Origin of the sequence: Streptomyces flavotricini (genome assembly GCF_020639365.1) — a bacterium.
GTDB lineage: Bacteria > Actinomycetota > Actinomycetes > Streptomycetales > Streptomycetaceae > Streptomyces > Streptomyces flavotricini.
The window spans coordinates 8,343,195-8,362,508 of the sequence record NZ_JAINUL010000001.1; the positions used below are offsets into that span (position 1 = coordinate 8,343,195).

The 19,314-nt window shown below is 70.9% G+C and carries 15 protein-coding genes and 4 pseudogenes; 8 read left to right on the forward strand and 11 right to left on the reverse strand.

Translation table 11 applies throughout. The features are described 5' to 3' along the window. Window positions 1–201: 201 nt before the first annotated feature. The 3 genes and pseudogenes from K7B10_RS38300 to K7B10_RS38310 all read right to left on the reverse strand — a co-directional run bounded on the left by K7B10_RS38300 (window position 202) and on the right by K7B10_RS38310 (window position 3,208). Window positions 202–777: a DUF5994 family protein gene (locus K7B10_RS38300; protein WP_229344057.1), complete on the reverse strand. Its 576-nt coding sequence runs from the start codon at window positions 775–777 to the stop codon at window positions 202–204. Between the two features lie 604 nt (window positions 778–1,381). Continuing rightward, on the reverse strand, window positions 1,382–1,636 hold the full coding sequence (locus K7B10_RS38305) for a hypothetical protein (RefSeq protein ID WP_229344059.1): 255 nt from the start codon (window positions 1,634–1,636) through the stop codon (window positions 1,382–1,384). Window positions 1,637–2,526: 890 nt separating this feature from the next. Continuing rightward, window positions 2,527–3,208: pseudogene (locus tag K7B10_RS38310) on the reverse strand (response regulator). 327 nt (window positions 3,209–3,535) lie between these two features. On the opposite strand from K7B10_RS38310, the gene K7B10_RS38315 reads away from it, so the two are divergent. Further along, window positions 3,536–4,072, forward strand: coding sequence for a GNAT family N-acetyltransferase (locus tag K7B10_RS38315; RefSeq protein WP_229344061.1), 537 nt, complete (start codon window positions 3,536–3,538; stop codon window positions 4,070–4,072). 148 nt (window positions 4,073–4,220) lie between these two features. Here the strand turns inward: K7B10_RS38315 and K7B10_RS38320 are convergent, their stop codons facing one another. Together K7B10_RS38320 and K7B10_RS38325 are read right to left on the reverse strand one after the other, a co-directional pair. Further along, window positions 4,221–4,619 (reverse strand): nuclear transport factor 2 family protein, encoded by a 399-nt coding sequence (locus K7B10_RS38320; RefSeq protein ID WP_229344064.1) that lies wholly within the window; start codon window positions 4,617–4,619, stop codon window positions 4,221–4,223. A 1,613-nt stretch (window positions 4,620–6,232) separates the two neighbouring features. Beyond that, window positions 6,233–6,937 carry a hypothetical protein gene (locus K7B10_RS38325; RefSeq protein WP_229344084.1) on the reverse strand — a complete coding sequence of 235 codons (705 nt, stop codon included), beginning with the start codon at window positions 6,935–6,937 and terminating at the stop codon, window positions 6,233–6,235. Between the two features lie 479 nt (window positions 6,938–7,416). Here K7B10_RS38325 and K7B10_RS41085 point away from each other — a divergent pair, with 479 nt between their 5' ends. The 4 genes and pseudogenes from K7B10_RS41085 to K7B10_RS38340 form a co-directional block, all read left to right on the forward strand. Next, window positions 7,417–7,545, forward strand: a complete 129-nt coding sequence (locus tag K7B10_RS41085; RefSeq protein WP_267501555.1) for a hypothetical protein — start codon at window positions 7,417–7,419, stop codon at window positions 7,543–7,545. Window positions 7,546–7,706: 161 nt separating this feature from the next. Next, window positions 7,707–9,356, forward strand: coding sequence for an NACHT domain-containing protein (locus K7B10_RS38330; RefSeq protein ID WP_229344086.1), 1,650 nt, complete (start codon window positions 7,707–7,709; stop codon window positions 9,354–9,356). Window positions 9,357–10,085: 729 nt separating this feature from the next. Beyond that, window positions 10,086–10,961 (forward strand): universal stress protein, encoded by an 876-nt coding sequence (locus K7B10_RS38335; protein WP_229344088.1) that lies wholly within the window; start codon window positions 10,086–10,088, stop codon window positions 10,959–10,961. Between the two features lie 110 nt (window positions 10,962–11,071). Continuing rightward, window positions 11,072–11,287, forward strand: a pseudogene (locus tag K7B10_RS38340) (glycerol-3-phosphate dehydrogenase C-terminal domain-containing protein); the annotation flags it as partial. A 40-nt stretch (window positions 11,288–11,327) separates the two neighbouring features. On the opposite strand, the gene K7B10_RS38345 reads toward K7B10_RS38340, so the two are convergent. After that, window positions 11,328–12,653 (reverse strand): serine/threonine-protein kinase, encoded by a 1,326-nt coding sequence (locus K7B10_RS38345; RefSeq protein ID WP_229344091.1) that lies wholly within the window; start codon window positions 12,651–12,653, stop codon window positions 11,328–11,330. 195 nt (window positions 12,654–12,848) lie between these two features. Here K7B10_RS38345 and K7B10_RS38350 point away from each other — a divergent pair, with 195 nt between their 5' ends. Together K7B10_RS38350 and K7B10_RS38355 are read left to right on the forward strand one after the other, a co-directional pair. Then, entirely contained in the window at window positions 12,849–15,260 is a 2,412-nt protein-coding gene (locus tag K7B10_RS38350; RefSeq protein WP_229344094.1) for a bifunctional serine/threonine-protein kinase/ABC transporter substrate-binding protein, read from the forward strand. Between the two features lie 551 nt (window positions 15,261–15,811). Next, window positions 15,812–16,321: a hypothetical protein gene (locus tag K7B10_RS38355; protein ID WP_229344096.1), complete on the forward strand. Its 510-nt coding sequence runs from the start codon at window positions 15,812–15,814 to the stop codon at window positions 16,319–16,321. Between the two features lie 149 nt (window positions 16,322–16,470). On the opposite strand, the gene K7B10_RS38360 is transcribed toward K7B10_RS38355, so the two are convergent. From K7B10_RS38360 to K7B10_RS38375, 4 genes are all read right to left on the reverse strand, one after another. Continuing rightward, window positions 16,471–16,776 (reverse strand): TraR/DksA family transcriptional regulator, encoded by a 306-nt coding sequence (locus tag K7B10_RS38360; RefSeq protein WP_229345714.1) that lies wholly within the window; start codon window positions 16,774–16,776, stop codon window positions 16,471–16,473. 339 nt (window positions 16,777–17,115) lie between these two features. Beyond that, on the reverse strand, window positions 17,116–17,382 hold the full coding sequence (locus K7B10_RS38365; RefSeq protein WP_229344099.1) for a DUF4235 domain-containing protein: 267 nt from the start codon (window positions 17,380–17,382) through the stop codon (window positions 17,116–17,118). Next, window positions 17,379–17,777 carry a DUF3618 domain-containing protein gene (locus tag K7B10_RS38370; RefSeq protein WP_229344101.1) on the reverse strand — a complete coding sequence of 133 codons (399 nt, stop codon included), beginning with the start codon at window positions 17,775–17,777 and terminating at the stop codon, window positions 17,379–17,381. The genes K7B10_RS38365 and K7B10_RS38370 overlap by 4 nt, the downstream gene beginning before the upstream one ends. Next, window positions 17,774–18,187, reverse strand: coding sequence for a phage holin family protein (locus K7B10_RS38375; protein WP_229344103.1), 414 nt, complete (start codon window positions 18,185–18,187; stop codon window positions 17,774–17,776). The genes K7B10_RS38370 and K7B10_RS38375 overlap by 4 nt, the downstream gene beginning before the upstream one ends. Before the next feature lie 310 nt (window positions 18,188–18,497). On the opposite strand from K7B10_RS38375, the pseudogene K7B10_RS41740 reads away from it, so the two are divergent. Further along, window positions 18,498–18,635: pseudogene (locus K7B10_RS41740) on the forward strand (transposase); the annotation flags it as partial. A 137-nt stretch (window positions 18,636–18,772) separates the two neighbouring features. Here the strand turns inward: K7B10_RS41740 and K7B10_RS38380 are convergent. Then, window positions 18,773–18,913, reverse strand: a pseudogene (locus K7B10_RS38380) (metal-sensing transcriptional repressor); the annotation flags it as partial. Window positions 18,914–19,314: the final 401 nt, after the last annotated feature.

Consider the following 19,314-nt stretch of genomic DNA (forward strand, 5'->3'; position numbering starts at 1 on the left):
CTGTTCCTCGCCGGTCGGCTTCCGTGTGGTGGGCTCGACGACCGGTGTCGTCCGGCAGGCCGGGAGGCCTCGGCCGGGGGTCGCTGAAGCGGTGGGTCTCGATCCGTGCGTCGTGCTGGGCGTTCAGCGGGCGGATCCAGCGCATTGCGATGGTGATCATGGGGATGGTCACCGCGATGAGGACGGTGGTCTCCGCGGAGCTCACCTCCAGCGGTTCGCCGGCGGCGGCAGGGCGCTGCGGCCCATCGGTTCGCCGAAGGGGGACGTGCAGGCCCCGCCCTCGCTCTCCCAGGTGGCTTCCCGGCGGCGGGCGTCGCGGACGCCGCGTCCGATGGCGGCTTCGTTGGCCATCAGGACGCCCGCGGTGAGGACGCTGCCGGGGATCGCCGCGGCGGCCATCAGACGGGCCGCGGCTGCGGGTGGGGTCTCGGGCGGGATGACGAGGAGGTCCCAGCGGCCGACGGTGCAGGAGAGCAGGATCAGCTTGTCGGGGTCCTGTTCGGTGAACCAGCCCACGTGCAGCACGCGCCCGTTCACGACCACCGTGTGGGGTACGACGGGCCAGCGGGTGGGATTCACGGTGACGCGGGTGATGCGGCCCCAGGGTTCTTCCAGGGCGGCGGCGAGCGGTGGGAGCTCGGCTTCGAGGTCGCGGGAGTGGGGCCACCAGGCCCCGTCCAGCTGACCGGCGAGCGTGGTCTTGGGGGTGAGGGACAAGCGGGCCGGGACTTCTTTGGCGAGGTCGCGGGGCGCGGTCCGGTCGGCGGTCATTGTCATGATGGGGACCTGCCCCCGGACTGCCCGTCGGCAGCCCGGTTCTTAGGCGATCGCCGGAAATGACACCCGCATGAAAGCCGGTGCGCGAAGTACTCCCGGTGCTTCGTGCACGGCGTTCGTGACGAGCTCGGACCGACCAAGACCACGGTGTCGGCGGCCTCCGTGACCGCCGCCGGGCTGACGGAGACGGTCGAGGAAGGCGCGCACGGCATCCCGTGCATCAGCAACAGCCGCTGTGGAAAACACGGTTGCGACGCTCTCAGTCATCGTGTTCATCGGGGTATCCCGGTCTCTGGATCGTCCCCATCCGGTCCCTGCCTTCCTGATCCCTCTGCCCCACCCGCGGCTTGCCAGCCAGATCCAGGCCTGCATGAAGGGACCTGAGGAAGTCGAAGCGCAACGCCCGTCGACGAGGCGCGAAGGACCCCGCGCACTCGGCGGCGAGTACCCGCCGCCGTCCCGCCGTGCAGGCCGCTCTCCGCATCCTGGACCGACCGAAATCTATGACGGCCGGAGTAGACATTGGGTGGTGGGGTGGTTATGGTTTCTCTCGTAGCCCAGAGAGACCGCAGGGCCCGGCAGAGACGAACTGCCGGGCAGTAGTTCAGCAGGGCGGTGCGGTGGTGGAGTCTCGAAGCCAGTGCGGTTGCAGGACGGCGACGGGACTGACGGCCGGACCGGGTGGCCCGCAGTGATCAGGGGCCACGTCCATGGCCGTGACAGCGTGCAGGTCCACCAGGAGATCGCGCTCGTCCATGGTCACGTGGTCCAGCGCGCGCTGGAGCACCTCTCCCGCACCCTCGTCGAGCTCCCCGGTGGCGCTGATCAGAATCGAGCTGCCGCAGTGCTGAACGTCCACGTTGATCAATGTTCTGCTCCCGTCACCCGAAGGCTCCGGACCCACGGGGCCCCATCCTGCCCGCTACGGCGAAGGGCCGGTGTGCGGCGCGCTGAGGCGCGCGTAGAGGCTGCGACCGGGGTTGCGCCGACGACCGGCCTGTTGGAAGACGCGATCCGCTCGCTGACACCACCCAGTGGCACCTCGACGCGTTTCACCTACTGCTACCGAAACGCCGCCGCAGTACTGAGTGATCCGACAACGTTCGGCGACCCGGAACGGGCTGCCGCTCTCGTGCACCTGACCCTGACCACCCGTCGGACCACAGCCCGCTACGCCGCGGGGGTAGAGGCACGCCTGGCCGCGCACACCGATATCCCTGACAGCCCCACCAGCAAGCACCACGGCGCCATCGACACCGATGTCAGCCACAACGCGCCAAGTCTTCGCGCTGGTCCGCAGGTGTCGTCGCCGATACGAGCAGGCCGGAGGGGGCAGCCTCGACGGGGCGGCGGGCAGACGCCCGGTCGGTCCGGGCCGCTTGACCACCGTAGGAAGGCGAGCGACCGCGTAGTTCGCCACGGCCGCGAGAGCAGGTCGCTCAACTCGCCCGCCTGGGCCGCGCCGGCAGTCGCCCGCCAGGCCCTCTCGGCCTCGCGGCGCTGAAGCCCAACGGGAAAGGCCGGCACTCCACACCGAAACCGTTGACGCTGAACGCGCCGTCCCGCCCGGCCTCGATCACTGCCCCACCCCCGAGTGCCCGCGGACGCCACTACGGCGCCGGCATCCATCATCCCTGGTCAGTAGGGTGGGCCTGGCACTGTTGGCGGCCTCCTTAGCCCCGGACCAGGCCACGGTGAGGGTCGGCGTGCGCAGGTCGTCGACGGATCGGGCCCGCCCTGGGACCAGTCTCAGGTCCCTGGGGTCCGCGTAGGCACGGCGCCAGAGACGCCGCTCGCCAGGCCGGTCTCCCCGGCCCACGCGGCGATACCCACCCGGTTGCGCACCGCCAGCTTCGCCTGGATGTCGGCGACATGGGTCTTGGCGGTGCCCGGCGAGATGAACAGTTCGGCACCGACCTCGGCGTGGGTGAGTCCGCATGCGACGAGCAGGGCGATCTCACGCTCCCGCGCGGTCAGGGGATCCTCGGCTGCGGTCTGCGGTCTGCGGTCTGCGGTCTGCGGTCTGCGGTCTGCGGATCCGGAACGGGCTGCGGCCGGGATTGCTGCGCGGACAGGCCGCGCAGCAGCCGGACCGTGAGCTGCGGGCTGATCAGGGTGTCCCCGGCCATCGCCGCCCGTACGCCCTCGATCAGCAGGATGGGACCCGACCGCTTCAGCAGGAAGCCGCAGGCGCCGTTGCGCAGTGCGGCGTGCACGTAGTCGTCGAGGTCGAAAGTCGTGACGACGATGACGCGGACGGGGTGTTCGGCGGTCGGGCCCGCCAGTAGCCGGGTCACCTCCAGGCCGTCCAGGTACGCATCCGGATGTCGCAGAGCACGACGTCGGGCCGCAGAGTGCGAGCGAGTTCGACCGCTGCCGCGCCGTCAGCGGCCTCGCCGACGACCGTCATGTCGGGCTGCGAGTCGAGGATGAGCCGGAAGCCGTTCGCAAGCGGTAGTACGCGGCAGCAGCCGCCGGTAGCGGCTCGACCGTCTTCGGAGTCGAAGCCATTCCGGGCGGGGCGAGTGTGGGAAGCCCCGCCCTGCAGGGCCGGGGCTGACGCGCTCCGGCCTGCGCTCGGAGCTCTCCGCTTGGTCTGTTACGGTCGCCTCGGCGCGGAAAGTGCGCGAACACGACTCTGGTGCAGGGAGGTTGATGAATATGGCCGTCAGTGGCCTTTCTCAGCATGCCCTTTTCCGGTCCGCGCGCTGAAGTGACGCGACGCGGTCCGGGTCGTTCCCACGACCAGGAGTCACACGTGCATTCCTCCCTTTCCAAGGACCTCACCGAGCTGACCACCGAGCGGCTCGTCCTGCGTACCTGGACCGCGGCCGAAGCCGCGGCCGTCCTCGATTGCGAGGTCGGCACCCGGCCGGCCGACTGGGCGGGGGACTTCCCCTCCGAAGGCGACAGCGTCATCGCGAGCCTCCTCGGCGACAACCCCGCATGGCTCGGCACCTACGGCCATCGGCTGGTCATCGAACGAGACTGCAGTCTCGTCATCGGCTCGATCGGCCTGTTCTGGCCCCCCACCGATGGGGTCCTCGAGCTCGGGTACGGGGTCGTCGCCTCCCGACGCGGCCGGGGCTACGCCACCGAGGCCACCCGGGCACTCGCCGCCTTCGCCCTCACCGCGCCCGCCGTCCACACCGTGGCCGCCGGCGTGGAACTCTCGAACCCGGCCTCCGTCCGCGTCCTGGAGAAAGCCGGCTTCGAGCGGTACACCACCACGGCCGAAGACGCCGAAGGAACTGCCCGCTTCGCGATCACCCGGCACAACAGCTCGGGCAAGTAGATGCCCTGGGCCGGCGGGCACCCCCGCCGGCCCACCGCCGTCGACCGGCTCTGGCCTTGGGGACGCAATGGCTGTTGGCCGAGGTGTCGTGAGGCTGCCGGCGGGCCGCAGGGCACTGGGCTGCGGCTCGGACGTAGGGGCGCCGGCGTCACTGGGTGACTGCGTCCGCGTGGCGGTGGGCCGCTCGCCACGCCGTGTTCTCGCGGCGGTACACCTGGGTGGCCCGCAGTGTGTAGGTGCGCGGCTCCCCGTCTACGGAGGTGCTCACGTGCTCCAGGCCGGCTGTGTAGGCCATGTTGCCGACGACGTCATACGCGAGTAGCTCGAACGCGTAGGAGGTGCAGTGTGAGAAGGACTGGCCGAGGGCGGTGAAGAGGGCGTCGACTTCCGCCAGGCCGCAGGCGTTGTGCCAGGCGCCCAGCACGCCGACCGGCTCTTCGTGCGACCAGAGCGCCCGTCTGGGCTCCGGGTCGCCGTCGTGCAGCGCGGCCTCCGCCTGGTAGAGGTCGGTCTTGATCCACGTCAGGAAGTCCTCGCGGTCGCCCATGTCTCCATCATGCGATGTGGAGCGCACGAAACGTGCCGGACCATGCCGATGGCCCGAGGCGTATTGTGCGATGCGGGCAGTTGCGCCCGGTCAGGCCAGCCGCGCGTGTCGTCACGTGCGACGTCGGCTACGACGTCATCGCCTGGCCGGGATCCTTTGGGACCTTGCCGTCGAGTTGGCGGGTCGTGTCCGGGGTGATCGAGTGATGCGCTCGCCGAAGCGGCCTGGTGTCCGTGGCCGCCGGGGGCGGTCGGCCACCGAAGCACGGGCCGGAGTTCCGCTTTCCCGATCCGGAGATGGCCCGGACCGACCGTCGTCACTCTCACGGTGACCGCGAACTGCGGCAAAGGCGAGATCCAGGCGTGGGATCGAATCCATGCCCGGTTTACCCACCGAGCCAATTCGGATGGAGCATGAGGGAGGACCGCCGCTGATCGAGGGCACGCAGCCGAAGTGCTGGGGGACGGTGGTCAGTTGTGCGGACGGTTTTGGTGTTCGTCCTGCGAGGGCGGTGGTTCCTGACAGCATCGGCGGGACCGGTACCGGGACAGGGGGGACGCATGCGCGCACCGTATCCGTGTTCGCCGTGCCGTGACCGGGGTGGTGCTCGTCGCAGTCCTGCTGGCGGGGTGCGCTTCGACTCCGGCCGAGGAACTGAAGGACTGGTGGGGCTCAGGAGGCGACCGCAGCAGGGAGTGGCCAGTGTCAGCGTCGGCGTCAACCCGCGCCGCCGCATGTCACTCACGACGCCGAACGCTGTGCTTGTGGTGCCGGCTGGTGGGTGGCCGGGGCTAGGGTCGGGCTCAGTCCGCGTCGATAGGGCGTGCGCGGGCGAGGCCCGGTGACCAGAGCGCTCTGGCGGCAGTAACACCGGGCCGCCCAACCACCCAGCGGACCGAGGTCCGGTGTAGGGGCGTCGCCTCTGATGCGGGCTACTCCGCTCTGCCGAACGGGGGAGCGCGCCCGCATCGATGCAACGCCGGACGGGCGCTTGGTGTCCCCGTAACGGCCAGTCCCGCGGTCTGCGCCCACCGCGCCGGCCCGCAGCGCGCGGCATGGGTCTGTGCGGGTGGTTCCGGGAGTTGTGGGGCGGGTCGAAGGCGTGCGTCGCGGACGGATCGGGTGCGATGGGGCTGGGCGAGGAGCCCGCCTGCCGCGTCGGTGGCCTCTTCTCCTCGAGGTGCCGTCGGCCGGCCATCGGCTGCCGTCACACGTCGCCGTCACGCAGCCGGCCGACAGCACTTGCTCACCCGTCTGCTGGGCGTCCGGCCCGGCAGCCGACCAGCAATGGACGAACGCGGCCACCGGCGCGGGCCCCACAACCAGGCTCCTCCCGAGTGCTGTCCAAGATCGGTATGACGCATGAGGGACGCCTGCGCCACACGGCCCTGCTCCACGATGGCTGGCGAGACTCCATGATCTTCAGCAGCCTCGAAGAGGAGTGGCGCTCCACTGCGTGACCCCGCCAGCCGGGTGCTGTCGTTTCTCGGGTTCGGGCATACATTCCGCGAACGATCTTTCTGGGACGGCCCCGCAAGCCGGGCGATCGTCACCGTCGCCGACGAGGGCGGCGCCGTCCCTTCCCGGGGTAACGGCTCGGCGAGCTGCGGCGCTCAGACGCCGACCGATGCCGCCTCGCTGGGCTCGGTGGCGGGCTGCTCGGGCTTCGTCTGCGACGCAGGAGCAGAGGCCTGAGCCGGCCAAGTGTAGAGGACGATGCGCTGTCGGTTGTCCTTCTCGAGCACGCCCTTCGTCACGAGCTTCTCCAGTGCGGCGCGGATGGCCGGGTCCGACGACGTGCGCTGGGGGTGAGCGGCCTCGAGCTCGATTCGGATCTCACTGACCTTCTTGGGCTCACCGGGCTGCTTGGAGAGGATCTGCGTGAGGAGCTGGCCGAGCGTGGGCTCCGCGGGCTTCGCCTTCTCCTTGGCCCGGTTCACCGCGGTCTTCTGGCTGGCCTTGGACTTCCTGGCCGGGGCAGTCTCGGCAGCGGACTTCCCGGCGATGGTCTTCCTCACTGAAGCCGTGCCCTCAGCCTTCTTCGGCGCCCTCGGCTTCGGCACGGCTGCCTCATCCGCACCTGCTTCGGCCTGGACAGCACTGCTCACGGGCGAGGCGAGCCCCTGAGAACGGGTCGGTTCAGGTCCGTCAGTCGTCTGCAGGGACTCCAGCGCCGTGGTGAGCCACTTCTCTTCTGCCTGGAGCTGGTTCAAACGCGCGGTCAGGGTGGTTTGCTCGGCCTGGTTGGCTGACAGGTCGGCGGTCAGCTGCTGCGTGTACTTGGTCTGGATCGGGGTGTTGACCGGTTCGTTCGCCATGGCAGTCACCGTTTCCATATGGGGGATGTGTATCGCTGCCGGATGTTACTTGGCGCGGACCGGTGATGGCGTGCAGCGTCGAGTTCCGCTGGCCTTGGCGGACCACCTTGCCCCTCGTCATCGCGGCAACCGTGTCGAGCCCGCCGCTGAACGCCGCGCTGCGCGCCGCCAGGCGCCGCCTTGCCGCCGATCAGGCCCAGCTGAAGGCGGTCCACAGCACGGATTCCGTCATCGAGGAAGCCGGCTTCGTCCTCGCCCCCTCACCGCTGGCGCCGCCGTCGTCCTGCTCGGCCGTCGCCTCGCCTACGAGGCGACGGCCGCCGCCTCCGTCACGGTCACCATCCTCCACCTGGCCGCGGCCCGCAGCCACGCGGCGGTGCCCGCCGTGGAAGAGGCGCTGAGGGCCGAGCTCGGCCCCGATGGGGGGACTTCCGCCGTTTCGGCCGTGGCGCCGGGCGGGATACGGGATCGTCGCTGAAGTGCCCGCCGTGCGCGCGAGGGACGGGCTACGGGCAGGGGAGGCAATCGTGGAGGAGACCTGGGCGGCGGACGAGTACGGGTACTCGTACGAAGGCCACATCGGCGCGCTCCTGGAGTACCCGCGCTAGCGGGGTTGTTCCTGGCATGGGACGGCTTTCGCGCGGACCGCGCCGAGGCACCGCAGGACCAGGGACTGGCGGAGATGGCTGATCAGTTGGCGGTGACGGTACGCGCCCAGTGGGAGGACGAAACACGGGTCCGGAGCCTCAACGATCCGTATCCTCTGTCCGTGGCCTGGACACCGGCGGATCCGGATCTGACCGAGGACTGGCCGAGGCTGCGGACGACGGCGGCCGACTGCCCGGGAGGACCGCCGGGCGACCCGCAGGGACGGGCGACGGGCCCCGGCGGCCTCACGGGGTCCGGCCTGGAGGTCGCCGACGCCCTCCTCCGCAGGATTCCCACCCGTCGTCTGATCGTCCTGGGGGCCCCGGGCTCGGGGAAGACCATGCTGTTGGTGCGTCTCCTGCTGGCCGTGGCCGAGGAGCGGGCCCCGGGCGGCGCGGTCCCGGTACTGCTCCCGCTGGCCTCATGGAACCCGGCCTCACAAAACCTGCAGGCATGGCTGGTCGAAGGGCTGGCCCAGGACTACGCCGGCCTGCGAGGCCCGACCCCGGCGTGCGCCGGCAGCATGAACCGGGCCCGGGCGCTGCTGGAGCACCGCTTGCTCCTGCCGATCCTGGACGGCCTCGACGAACTCCCGGCGACCGCCCGCGCCATGGCGCTCGCTGAGATCAGCCGTGCCCTGCCCCCTGGCCAGGCCGTGGTGGTCTCCCGCCGTGTCGACGAGTACCGGCAGGCCCAGTGCCCCGCGGCCGGGGTTCCGGTGAAGCTGGCCGGGGCTGCGGGTATCGAGCTGCGGCCCCTGGCGGCCTGTGAGACGGCCGCCTATCTGTCCCGGGACGCCGGCGGGGAGAACACCGTGTCCGCTGCCCGCTGGGAGCGCGTGCCCGCCCGGCTCGACTCCGGCACCCCCGTCGGACAGGCGCTGCGCACCCCGCTGATGGTGTTCCTCGCCCGCACTGTCTACAACCCGCGTCCCGGCGAGACCGCGGCCGGCCTGCCCGACCCGGCTGAACTCTGCGATGAGGACCGGCTGCCCACTCCGGCGGCCGTCGAGCGGCACTTGCTCGAAGCGCTCCCGGCGGCCTACCGGAGCCGCCCGGGCACCTCCTGCTGGTGGAGCCCGCAGCGCGCCGAACATGTGCTGGTCCTCTTGGCCCGGCATCTGCAGCACAGGCTTCAGGGGCCCCCGGATCTGGCCTGGTGGCAACTGCACGAGGCCGTACACCGGCGCCTGCACCAGTGCCTGCTTGCGGCATCCGCCGCGTTCGCCGCCGGATTCAGGGCCGTAGGCGCCGGTCTGGGCACGGGCATTGGGATCGGTCTTGCGGCCGGATTCCTGGGCTGGCGTACCGGCGGCCAGCCCAGGCGGCTCCCGGCCGTCGCCTTCCGGTGGTCGGGGACGGGGTTCGCCCTGGGCCTGCTGTGGGCGTTCGGCTTCGGCCCCATCCTCGTGCTGCTGGCCCGTTCTGCCCCCGCGTTCGGCCTGCTGGGCGGTCTGCTTCTCGGCCCGGTGGTCGGCGCCCGGCTCGGGCACGGCGTGGTAGCCCTGGCAGGTCAGGAAACCCTCGCCCTCATCCCCGCCTTCAGCGTCTGCGGGGCCTTCGCCTACACGGCCTGGGGCCACTTCACGCCCACCCGCTGCCACCTCACACTGCGCCACCGGCTCCCTCGGGACCTCCTGGCCTTCCTGGCCGATGCCCATCAACGCGGTGTGCTGCGACAAGTCGGGGCGGTGTACCAGTTGCGACACATCAACCTTCAGCATCACCTCGCTCGACATCCCAGCGTCCCGTCGGCAACGCCCCGGGATTGAACGCCAACTCATGATCTTGGGCATGGCTGATCCAGCCCGTGGCCGAATCGGTCTCGCCCTGGGTGCGGCGGTGTCGAGCCCGACGAGGACTCCCGCCCGATGCCGGCGACCGCCCCTGGCGATGCCCCAGCCCCGGTCGGCCCCTTTCGGATGTCCGACCGACATCGGCTACTGCTGACTGCCCCTCACCGAACAGCGTGAGCTCTTGCCGGACTGCTCCGCGTCGAAGAGATCAAGGCGCCTGCAAGGCCGCCTGAACTACCGCATTGCCGCGCTGATGGTTGGCCTGCCGGCGGACGGTGCGATGGCACAGCAGCGGCAGAAGGACCGGTCAGTGCCGGGCGGTCGGCCTGCCTCGGCGGCACCGACGGCCTGGGCGGGGTGGCCAAGCGGCCGGACTTGAGCGCCGAGATCACCGCCACCGGTGATTCGCGCCGCGCCAGTGGGTGTCCAACTCCGAGATCGAGTGCGGGCCAACGCGGTCATGTCCACTCCTGCGTGTGAGGGTCCGGGGCGTCGTCGACTGAGCCGATACCGACACCCTGCCCCTGCCGCGAGGCGACCGCGAGAGGAAGACCGGCCCTCGAGGAGGGACCGTTGGCCCTGCTGCGCCCCTGCACGTCACGAGCAAGCTGGATCCCGGTGGCGCCCGGTCCTTCCCCCGGCCGACGCCGCCCATCCCCGCCGGCCGACCCCGATGCCTCGCGCATCAGTACGGAGGACAGACCTGTGAAGCGCACCCTCGTCGTCGGAGTGGACGGATCCCCGGAAAGCCGGGCCGCCGCGGACTGGGCCGCACGCGAAGCCGTACGCCGCGACATGCCCCTGCACATCGTCCACGCCTGGCTGTGGCAGCCGCTCGCCGTGCCGATCGTCCAGGACCGCGATGCCGAGTCCCGCCGGGCCGATGAACTCCTGAAGGAGGTCGAGCAGGAGCTCACCCGTCGGTACCCGTCGCTCGCGCTCACCGCGGAAGTCCTGTCCGACGCGCCCGTACCGGCCTTGCTGCACACCGCCAAGGAAGCCGAGATGCTGATCCTCGGCACCCGTGGGCACGGAGCCCTACTCGGCTTCCTGCTCGGCTCCTACGGTCAGCAGGTGATCGCCGGCGCCGAGTGCCCCGTCGTCTCCGTACGCTCCGCGCACGGAGGGCCGGTGGCCGTGCCGGAGGAGGGCGAGGTCGTCGTGGGACAGCAGGGCGGCGTGGAGGAGTCCGCCGAGGTGCTGCGCGTCGCGTTCGAGGCGGCCGCAGCGCGCAAGGTCCCGCTCCGCGCGGTGCGGGCCTGGAGCCTGCCCCCGGTCTACGGCTACAGCCCCGGCTCGATGTGGATCGCCGAGCAGTTCGGCGGGCTGGAGCCGTTCGAGAAGGCCGCCCTGGAGCAGGCGCTGGAGCCGTGGCGGCTGAGGTTTCCCGAGGTCCAGGTCGTTACGCACGTGGAGCGGGGCAGCGCCGGCCAGGTGCTGCTGTCCGAGGCCTCGGACGCCCAACTGGTCGTCGTCGGCCGCCGGGTCCGGGAGTCGGCGGTGGGTACGCGCATCGGTTCGGTGGCCCATGCCGTGCTCCACCACGCGGCCTGCCCCGTTGCCGTCGTCCCGCACCACTGATCGCCGAGTCGACGGCGAAGCCGGGCACGCCACGGTACGGCGTGCCCGGCCCTTCCGTGGGCGGTTCGGAGGATCTCCTTCTCCTGTTCACGCGGCGGGCGCTGCCCGCCGTGCTCGCCCTGGTGGCCGCCGACCCCGCGCTCGGCGAGGCACTGCCGAGCGCCGACGCCTACCTGAGGGTCGAGGCCGTGTACGCAGTGATCCGCGGGAGAGCCCGCCATCTGGAGGGCGTCCTCGCCCGGCGCACCTGGATCTCCATCGAGTTCTGGGACCGCGGGGTGGACGCGGTGCCGACCACGGCCCAACTGATGGCGCCCCACCTGGGAGGGGACCGGGCGTACCAGGACCGCGAGGTTGACCACTACCTCAAGCGCGTCGCCGCCGAGCGCGAGGCTTTTCTGGCAGCTTGCTTGACCGCAACCGACTGCCCTTCCCCGGCTGGTCGCCGTCTTGGCGCCGGGAGCGATCGCCCGGGGTGGCGGACGGCCGGACTTGCGGGGCGGCGGCAAGAGGTGCCGTGTCCGTCAGGCGGGCCTCCGCGGATGCCGACGGTGAGGGGAGCATGGACCGGGAGACCGGCGCATCCGCTGCCTTTGGTGCAGGCGAGTGGTCGCGGAAGGTCGCGGTAGGAGGTGTCCTCTCCCCGGCGGGAAGGCCACCCACCAGCAGAGCGCAGGCCCTGGCGACACCCACGGCCGCGATGCTCATTGCGGCCGCACCCCGCCACGCCGGACCCCGCCGCTGCCCGGATGCGGACGGTCGTACAGGCCGGGCGGCCGCCAGGGGCGGCAGTTCCGCGATGCGATGTGTGGGCGGGTCCCCACGGGTCGGCGTCACCGGAGCGGTGCGGAGCACCGGCGCGTACTTGATGTCGCGCAGACGCAGATGGACGAGGGCGGCGTCGGGGCGTGCCTGGGGGTCTGGGTCGGTCATTGCGTTGAGGAGTCTGCCGAGGCCTCCGGGAAGGCCCTCGGGCAGCCGCGGTCCGTGGAGCAGGTGGGCGGTACCGACCTCCATGGGCGTTCCCTGGTACTCGCGTTGACCGGTGAGTGCTTCGAGGAGGGTGAGTCCCAGGGCGTAGATGTCGCTGGCCGTGCTCGCGCCCTGCCCGAGGAACTGCTCGGGGGCCATGTAGGCGAGCGTGCCGACCAGTGTCTCGGAGGTTTCACGGGGCCGGTCGTGCACGGTCCGCGACAGTCCGAAGTCCGCCAGGTGCGGAGATCCGGCATCACTGAGCAGGACATTGGAGGGCTTCACGTCATGGTGGACGATGCCGTGGGAGTGGACGTGGTCGAGGGCGGAGGCGATCTCGGCACCGAGCCGTGTCACATGGACGGTACTGAGCGGGCCGGCGTCTATCCGGGCGCGCAAGGTGGCGCCCGGGATCAACTCCGTGACGATGAAGGCGCCCCGGCCCTGTCGACCGGGGTCGAAGTCGAAGACGGTCACGAGGGCGCGGTGTGAGAGCCGGGCCAGCGTGCGCGCTTCGTCGCGGAAGTCGGTGGCGGTGGCCGTGTCCGTACCGGCGCGGAATACCTTGACGGCCACCTCCCGCCCCAGAACCTCGTCGGTGCCGCGGAAGACGTCCGCCGTGCCACCGGAACCTATGAGGGCCCGAAGTCGGTAGCGACCAGCCAGCAGGGTGTCGCGTTCGGGCTGCTTCCCGAAGGTGGGGACGGGCCGTGCCTGCATGCGGGGTCCTCCTCCACTGGCGGACGATACCGCCCGCCTACCCGCCGGAAACCGTCGTACGCAGCCCGTCGGGCAGAGTGCGGCCGCGCGGCACTGCCACCGTGATCGTGCCGCAGCCGCCCCGCTGCTCGCGGGGGGCGGTATCGAGCCATGCTTCCGGCTCCTGCTCGGCTCAGCAGGACCTAGAGTGTCCGCGTGACCGAGCAGAATCCCGAACTCATCGCCGGCCGGTACCGGCTGGTCGAACGCATTGGCCAAGGCGGTATGGGCCGGGTGTGGCGTGGCCTCGACCAGCACCTCTTCGGGCGTGAGATCGCCATCAAGGAGATCCTTTTCCCGCCAGGCATGGACGACGGCGACCGCGCGGCGCTCGTCCGGCGGTTCATCGCAGAGGCGCGAGCCGCGGTCACGCTCAGCCACCCGGGCATCATCACCATCCATGACGTCGTGGAGCACGAGGGCGCCCCCGTCCTCGTGATGGAGCTGGTGCGCGGGCAGTCCCTGGCCGCCGCCATCCGCAGCGGCGGGCGGTTGCCCGTGCGCCGCGTGGCCGAGATCGGCGCCGCGATGCTCGACGCGCTGGCCGAGGCGCACAGGGCGCGGATCGTCCACCGTGACATCAAGCCGGACAACGTGCTGCTGGCCAAGGACCGCGTCGTCCTGACCGACTTCGGCATCGCCCACCTCGCGGACGCCACGACCAAGCTGAGTCACAGCGGGATCGTCATCGGCACCCCGCACTACATGGCGCCCGAGCAGCTGGAAGGCAAGCGCCCGACAGCCGCCAATGACTTGTGGGCGCTGGGCGCCACCCTCTACCACGCCGTAGAGGGGCGCCCCCCGTTCGACGCGGAGGGGCTCCACGCCCTCGCCGTGGCCGTCTTCACCCGCCCGCACCGGCCCGCGGTCCACGCCGGCCCGCTCGCGCCCATCCTGGACGCGCTCCTCACCAAGGACCCGGCGCAGCGCGTGGGCGCCGACGACGCGGCCGAGATGCTGGCATCGGTACTGCGGTCCTCCAAGCCTGCGCCCCACGTACCCGACTGCGGGGGCAGCGAGCAGGAGCCGTCCTCCCCGCCTGCGCCGGACCCGCGGGCCACTCCCGTACCCGCGCCGGATGCCACCACTCCCGTACCCGCGCCGGATGCCGCGCCGCCCACTGCCGGCCGGGCAGTGTCTGAGCGGCCCACCTCACCGCCGCCGTCCCCCCGCACCCCGACGGTCCTGGACTCCGCTTCCGGTGCGGACGCCCAGCAGCGCCCCGTGCCGGACCGGCCGACCACCACGCCCCTGCCCGAAGCGCGTACGTACAGGATGAGCACCGGCGAACGGACTCCTACCGGCCGTCGGCACCTGACCCGGCGGTCCGTCGTCGTGGCCACTGTACTGGCCACGCTCGCCACCGGCTCCGTCCTCACCTGGACCCTCACCGGGGACAAGGGCGCGACGCGCGGCGGCGGGGCGGCCGGCAGTGGGTCGGAGGCGTCCTCCGTCAACGTGGTGATCGGGGTGGACGCACCGCTGAGCGGCGCCCTGTCATCCATGGGCATCGGTATCAGAAACTCGGCTGAGTTGGCGGTGAGGACCGCCAACGAAACCAAGCCCGTCCCCGGGGTGACCTTCGAGATCAAGGCGCTGGACGACGGGGCCGACCCCGCCAAGGGCGCTTCCAACGCCGCCCGGTTTGTGGCCGACGAGAAGGTGCTGGGAGTCGTCGGCCCCCTCAACTCGGGTGTCGCCAAGACCTTCGTGGCGCCCCTCGCGCGGGCGAACATGGCCGTCGTGTCACCGGGCAACACCGATCCCGTGCTGACACTGGGCTCCACCTGGGCCGCCGGCACCCCGTCGCGTCCCCACTCCACCTATTTCCGCACCGTCGCCACGGACGTCGACCAGGGGCCGTTCGCCGCCCGGTACCTGCACGGCGAGGCGAAGAAGACCAAGCTGTACGTGGTGGACGACGCGAGCGCCCACGGCACCGCTCTCACCGCCGGTCTCACGGCCGAGTTCACGAAGCTGGGCGGGACCGTCGTCGGTACCGAGCAGGTCGATCCCGCGGAGCGCGCCTTCGCGGGCCTCGCCGAAAGGGTGCGGTCCTCGGCAGCCGACGCCGTCTACTTCGGCGGCTACTACGACACCGCTGCACCCCTTTCCCAGCAGCTCGATCAGGCGGGGGTGAACGTCCCCCTGATGGGGGGTGACGGCATCTTCGACCAGCAGTACCTCACGACGAACCCCAAGGCCGAGGGCGACCTCGCCACCAACATCGGCGTGGCGGCCGAGGAATCGGCAGCTGGGCAGGACTTCCTCGCCCGGTACCGGAAGGCCGGCTACACGGATGCGGCCGGCTGGTACGGGCCGTACGCGTACGACGCGACCTGGGCTCTCATCGAGGCGGTGAAGGCGGTCGTGGAAGCCCACGGCGGCACCCTTCCCGGTGATGCCCGGGCCGAACTGCCGTCCGCCGTGGCACGGCTGGGTTTCGACGGAGTCACCGGTCGCGTCGGCTTCGACGGGAACGGCGATACGCTCACCCGCAAGCTGACGGTGTACGCGGTCCGCGGCGGCAGTTGGACAGCCGTGAGCAGCGGACCGACCGCCCGCTGACCGCGCAGCCTCGGCCATGTTCAGCATGCGCCCCTCGGTGACCGTGCCGACCAAGCCCCAGGAGCGTTCCAGGCGGGGACCGAAGCCGGACGTCCTCGACACCACCCCGTGCAGGAACGCGCGGAACGAGGGCGTTTTGCTCTCCGGCCGGGCTCGCGTGGAGCTCCGCGTAGGCCAGGACCGTAGCGGGAGCCGGATCCGCGGGCGGTTCGGGAGAGAGCATGGCGCCCATGACGTCGAGGCGTCGCCGGGGCATGCTTCCGGAGCAGCAACGACCCCTGTGTGACCGGTGAGCGTGCGGTGCACCTGCGGGAGCAGCTCCCGCGCGGGCGAGGATCCCCAGACGCCGCAGGCGCGCCTTCCGGGCCTGCAGGCCGAGGCTCTCCGGATGCGGTGTGCCGGGTGGGGGCAGGAGATTTGCGGAAGCGTTCCGTCGTCCTCTGGCGGACGGGCGTAGAACTGCGCCACCATCTCCTTGCTCCATCAGCACACGCCTGCTCTCCCCGCACCGCCGTTCCATCCGTTACGGCCACCAGCAGGAGGCAATCTCGATGAAGCTCCGTTCGGTCCTCACCGCGCTCACCCTCGCCCTGGGCGCGCTGCTCGCGCCCGGAGTCGGCGTCCTGGGCGGCGCCACCGCCGCGCACGCGGCCACCAAGATCAGCCATGCCACCGCGACCTCGATGTTCCGCAATTCCGCCATCACCTGGTCGTCGTCCGGCGGCTGCTCGGACCGCAACAACGCGACCTGCACCTCCTTCGAGCAACTCAACCTCGCGACCGCACAAGGCGCGCAGACCCTCAAGAGCGCCAGCGGCTGCGCACTGAACATCACCGGAGGCACGGAGACCGGCCACGCGTCAGGTACCTACTCGCACTGGAACGGCTACAAGTTGGACTTCAGCAAGTACACCTGTCTCGGCACCTACATCAAGAACACCTTCAGCTACATCGGACTGCGGGGCGACGGCGCCCCGCAGTGGAAGTCCGGCGCCGGAAACGTCTACGCCGATGAGGGGAGCCACTGGGACGTGACCTTCTACAACTGCGGCGGCTGCTGACCCCGGCACGGCCGGCGCCACCGCACGACCGCTGCGCCCGGACGTCCTCCTCGCACCCGCCGCCGGGCCCGCGGAGAGGACGTCCGCGCCGATGGTTCTCAGGCGTAGCCGTCGTCCTCGCCCTCCTGGTCGCGGCTGTGGGGCACGGCCTACCGTGGACTGCGGCGGGGGCCGGGCCGGGCGCAGGTAACGCAGGTGGTCGCCGCCGGACGGACTTCCAAGCGCTCGGGCGGGATCGAAGTGCCACAGCTTTCGCACTGTCCGTACTTGCCGTGTTCGAGCCGTTCCAAGGCACGGTCCAGGTCTTCGAGGTGCTCGCGTGCCTGCGTGAGCAGTGAGGTGACGTGCGCCCGCTCGAAGGCGGTGGTGCCACCTTCGGGGTCGTGCTCGTCGTCGACCGCCACCAGGGCGTTCGACGCGACGATCCCGTCGAAGTCGCGTCCGAGCGCCGCCATGCGGGCGAGTGTGTCGGCACGGTCGTCTGCGAGTCGCTCGTGAGCGCCGGCGTAGATCGACCGCCTGTGCTCCTCCGGGTCGCGCCGGGGCGTATCGCTCATGTGTGCGACAACGTCGGTCCGCTGTCCGCGATTCCCCCTCGAAGGGGTGATCTGGGCGAGGAGGCTGTTGGAGCGCTTGTCGGTGGCTGTCGAGGAGCGGGTGGCGGCGTCCTGCCGGGAGTCCGCCGCCCGCACGCCCAGCGCCACACGCTCCGCCCGGCAACCGGACCGGCGATAGCGGCACCCGCTTACCGGGTACTCGTCCGAGCTGCCCGGAGCGGCCGGCACCCCGGTTGCTCAGTCCGGCCAGGTGCCCGTCAGACGCCGTACGGCCACAGCCCCCGACCGGTCGACCGCGGCTTTGACCACGGAGAAGATCGCACCCTGGATCGCCGCGGCGAGCAGGATCTGATTCCAGGGCCGGTCCTCGTCAGTGGCGTCGGGAGCGTCGCCGTCGCCCTCGACGATCTTCCACGCCTGCTTGAAGGCGGCGCCTGCGATCATGCCGCTGAGGGCTCCCAGGACCAGCCCGACGGGCTTGTACGCAATCTTGGACGTCTTCATCGGCGGTGCCCCCGGTTGCGGCGGACCAGCACCAGCACGACCACGGCGGCCGCCACCAGCAGGAGCGGGGTACGGTTGGCGCGTGCGGCAGTCGCTGCCTGGTCTGCCTTCTCCGGGAGCGGGTCGGGGGTCTTGTCCTTCACCAGCTGGGCGGCGTCACCAGCCTTCTCGCGGATCTGGTCGGAGACCAGCGCCGCCTTCTCCGCGGCTTGGTCCTTGACGGCAGCGGCCTTCTCTTTCACCTGGGCCTTGACGTCGGCCTTCGCGGCGAGGGCCTCGACGGTCTTGCCGAGCTCGTCGCGGGTGCGCTCGACCTGCTCGCGCAGTTCCGCGGAGTCGGGGCCGCCAGGCGTGGGGGCGGGGGTGCCGATGTTGGTTCGGGCGTCGTCGTTCATCGGTGTGCCTTCTCCTTGATCTCGGCCAGGTCGGCCTTGACGCTGTCGATGGTCTGCTGGGGAGTCGGGCTACCGGCCCGGCCGATCTGTTTCTTTCCGGACAGGGCGGTCACGCCCGCCACGGCCCCCAGGGCCGCGGTGATGATGAGGGCGGAGGCCCACACCGGCAGAACGAGCGCGAGCGCGGCGATGCAGGTTGCCACCAGGGCCTGAAGTGCCAGAAAGCCGACAAGCCCTGCGGCTCCGAAGAGGCCGCTGCCCTTCTTGTAGCGCTTGCCCTTCTGCGTCATCTCCGCCCGGGCCAGCTGCATCTCCTCGCGCACCAGCTCAGATATCTGCTGCGAGGCGCGTGTCACCAGGGCGCCCACCGAGTCGTCGGCGACGTGGGGCTGCCGCTCTGCCGTGGTCATGATGGGGACACCTTGCCCTTCTTGGAACTGCCGGAACGGGCGGTACATCGGCCTGGAGCTCTGCGCGGCGCTGCTGATCCTGACGGGAGCGCGGCGCTGCGCCTGACCGAGGCGGTGCCGTTCAGGGTTGCGATGCTCATGTCGTCGTCACGGGGCGACTACCCCGCAACCGCAATGTCACGCGCCTACCTGCGCCGTACGGAAGCCGGCTCGGCAGAGGCCCCTCGACAGAGGCCCAGGGGGTCGGCCTGGCAGGGCAGCGAGTGTCGGGCCGTGCCCTGGTCGGCGCCTCGGCAATGCCGGATCGGCTGTGCCGTGCGGGCCTCGCGGAAAGGCGGACGCGGCCGCGCTGTACAGGTCGCGGCCGGGAGCGACGATCAAGTTCGTCGCCGGCGATCTCGGGGTGAACACCGAGACACTGCGGAACTGGACCCGGGCCGCCGACGGCCGCCACCCCAGCGCCCACTCCGTGCCGCCGTCCGCTGCGCCGGGAAGAGAGACGCTCACAGGCCGGAAGGGCTGGCCGAGTGAGCGTGAGGCGCGATTCGACGCCTTCCGCTGGCTGACCCGGTACAGGACCCGACGCTTTTCGAGTTCCGCCTCGGTCATGGGGGCCTGGTTCGGGTCGGCTTCGGTCATGCACTGGCGCATGGCGCTGGCGACGATTTTGAAGCCGGCGCGGTCCAAGGCTTTGGAGACTGTGACGAGCTGGGTGACGACGTCTTTGCGGTGCGCTGTTCCGCACGGAGCCAGTGCTTGGCGCCCTCGCCTGCAGTGCGTACACCTCACGGTGATGTCCCTGGACCCGACCGGCGCCGGCCGCAAACGCTGGACCACCCGATGAAAGCAAGCCCTCCAGGCCTTCGGCATCGCCTTCGACGGATGCCTCACCAACAACCGAATCCGACCTACGAACCAACCACGGTTACGCCGTCTCCCGGACAGACCGCCGGCGGCGACCACTTAAAAACGCTGCGCCCGGGGTGAACCAATATCTGTCACCGCGGCCTAAGGATTTAACGGATCCCACGGGGAGAGTTCCTACCGCCACGCGGCAGCAGGAAATATTCAGCGCACACAAGCCGCCGCAGCGTGCTACTGTCGATCTCGGTTGCAGTTTTGGTACC

Bases quoted from the DNA above. Each gene is read 5' to 3' on its own strand.
- K7B10_RS38370 (WP_229344101.1), bottom strand. From the start codon at position 17,777: ATGAACGACGACGCCCGAACCAACATCGGCACCCCCGCCCCCACGCCT.
- K7B10_RS38355 (WP_229344096.1), top strand. From the start codon at position 15,812: ATGAAGCTCCGTTCGGTCCTCACCGCGCTCACCCTCGCCCTGGGCGCG.
- K7B10_RS38320 (WP_229344064.1), bottom strand. From the start codon at position 4,619: ATGGGCGACCGCGAGGACTTCCTGACGTGGATCAAGACCGACCTCTAC.
- K7B10_RS38365 (WP_229344099.1), bottom strand. From the start codon at position 17,382: ATGAAGACGTCCAAGATTGCGTACAAGCCCGTCGGGCTGGTCCTGGGA.
- K7B10_RS38360 (WP_229345714.1), bottom strand. From the start codon at position 16,776: ATGGCGGCGCTCGGACGCGACTTCGACGGGATCGTCGCGTCGAACGCC.
- K7B10_RS38345 (WP_229344091.1), bottom strand. From the start codon at position 12,653: ATGCAGGCACGGCCCGTCCCCACCTTCGGGAAGCAGCCCGAACGCGAC.
- K7B10_RS38325 (WP_229344084.1), bottom strand. From the start codon at position 6,937: ATGGCGAACGAACCGGTCAACACCCCGATCCAGACCAAGTACACGCAG.
- K7B10_RS38300 (WP_229344057.1), bottom strand. From the start codon at position 777: ATGACAATGACCGCCGACCGGACCGCGCCCCGCGACCTCGCCAAAGAA.
- K7B10_RS38375 (WP_229344103.1), bottom strand. From the start codon at position 18,187: ATGACCACGGCAGAGCGGCAGCCCCACGTCGCCGACGACTCGGTGGGC.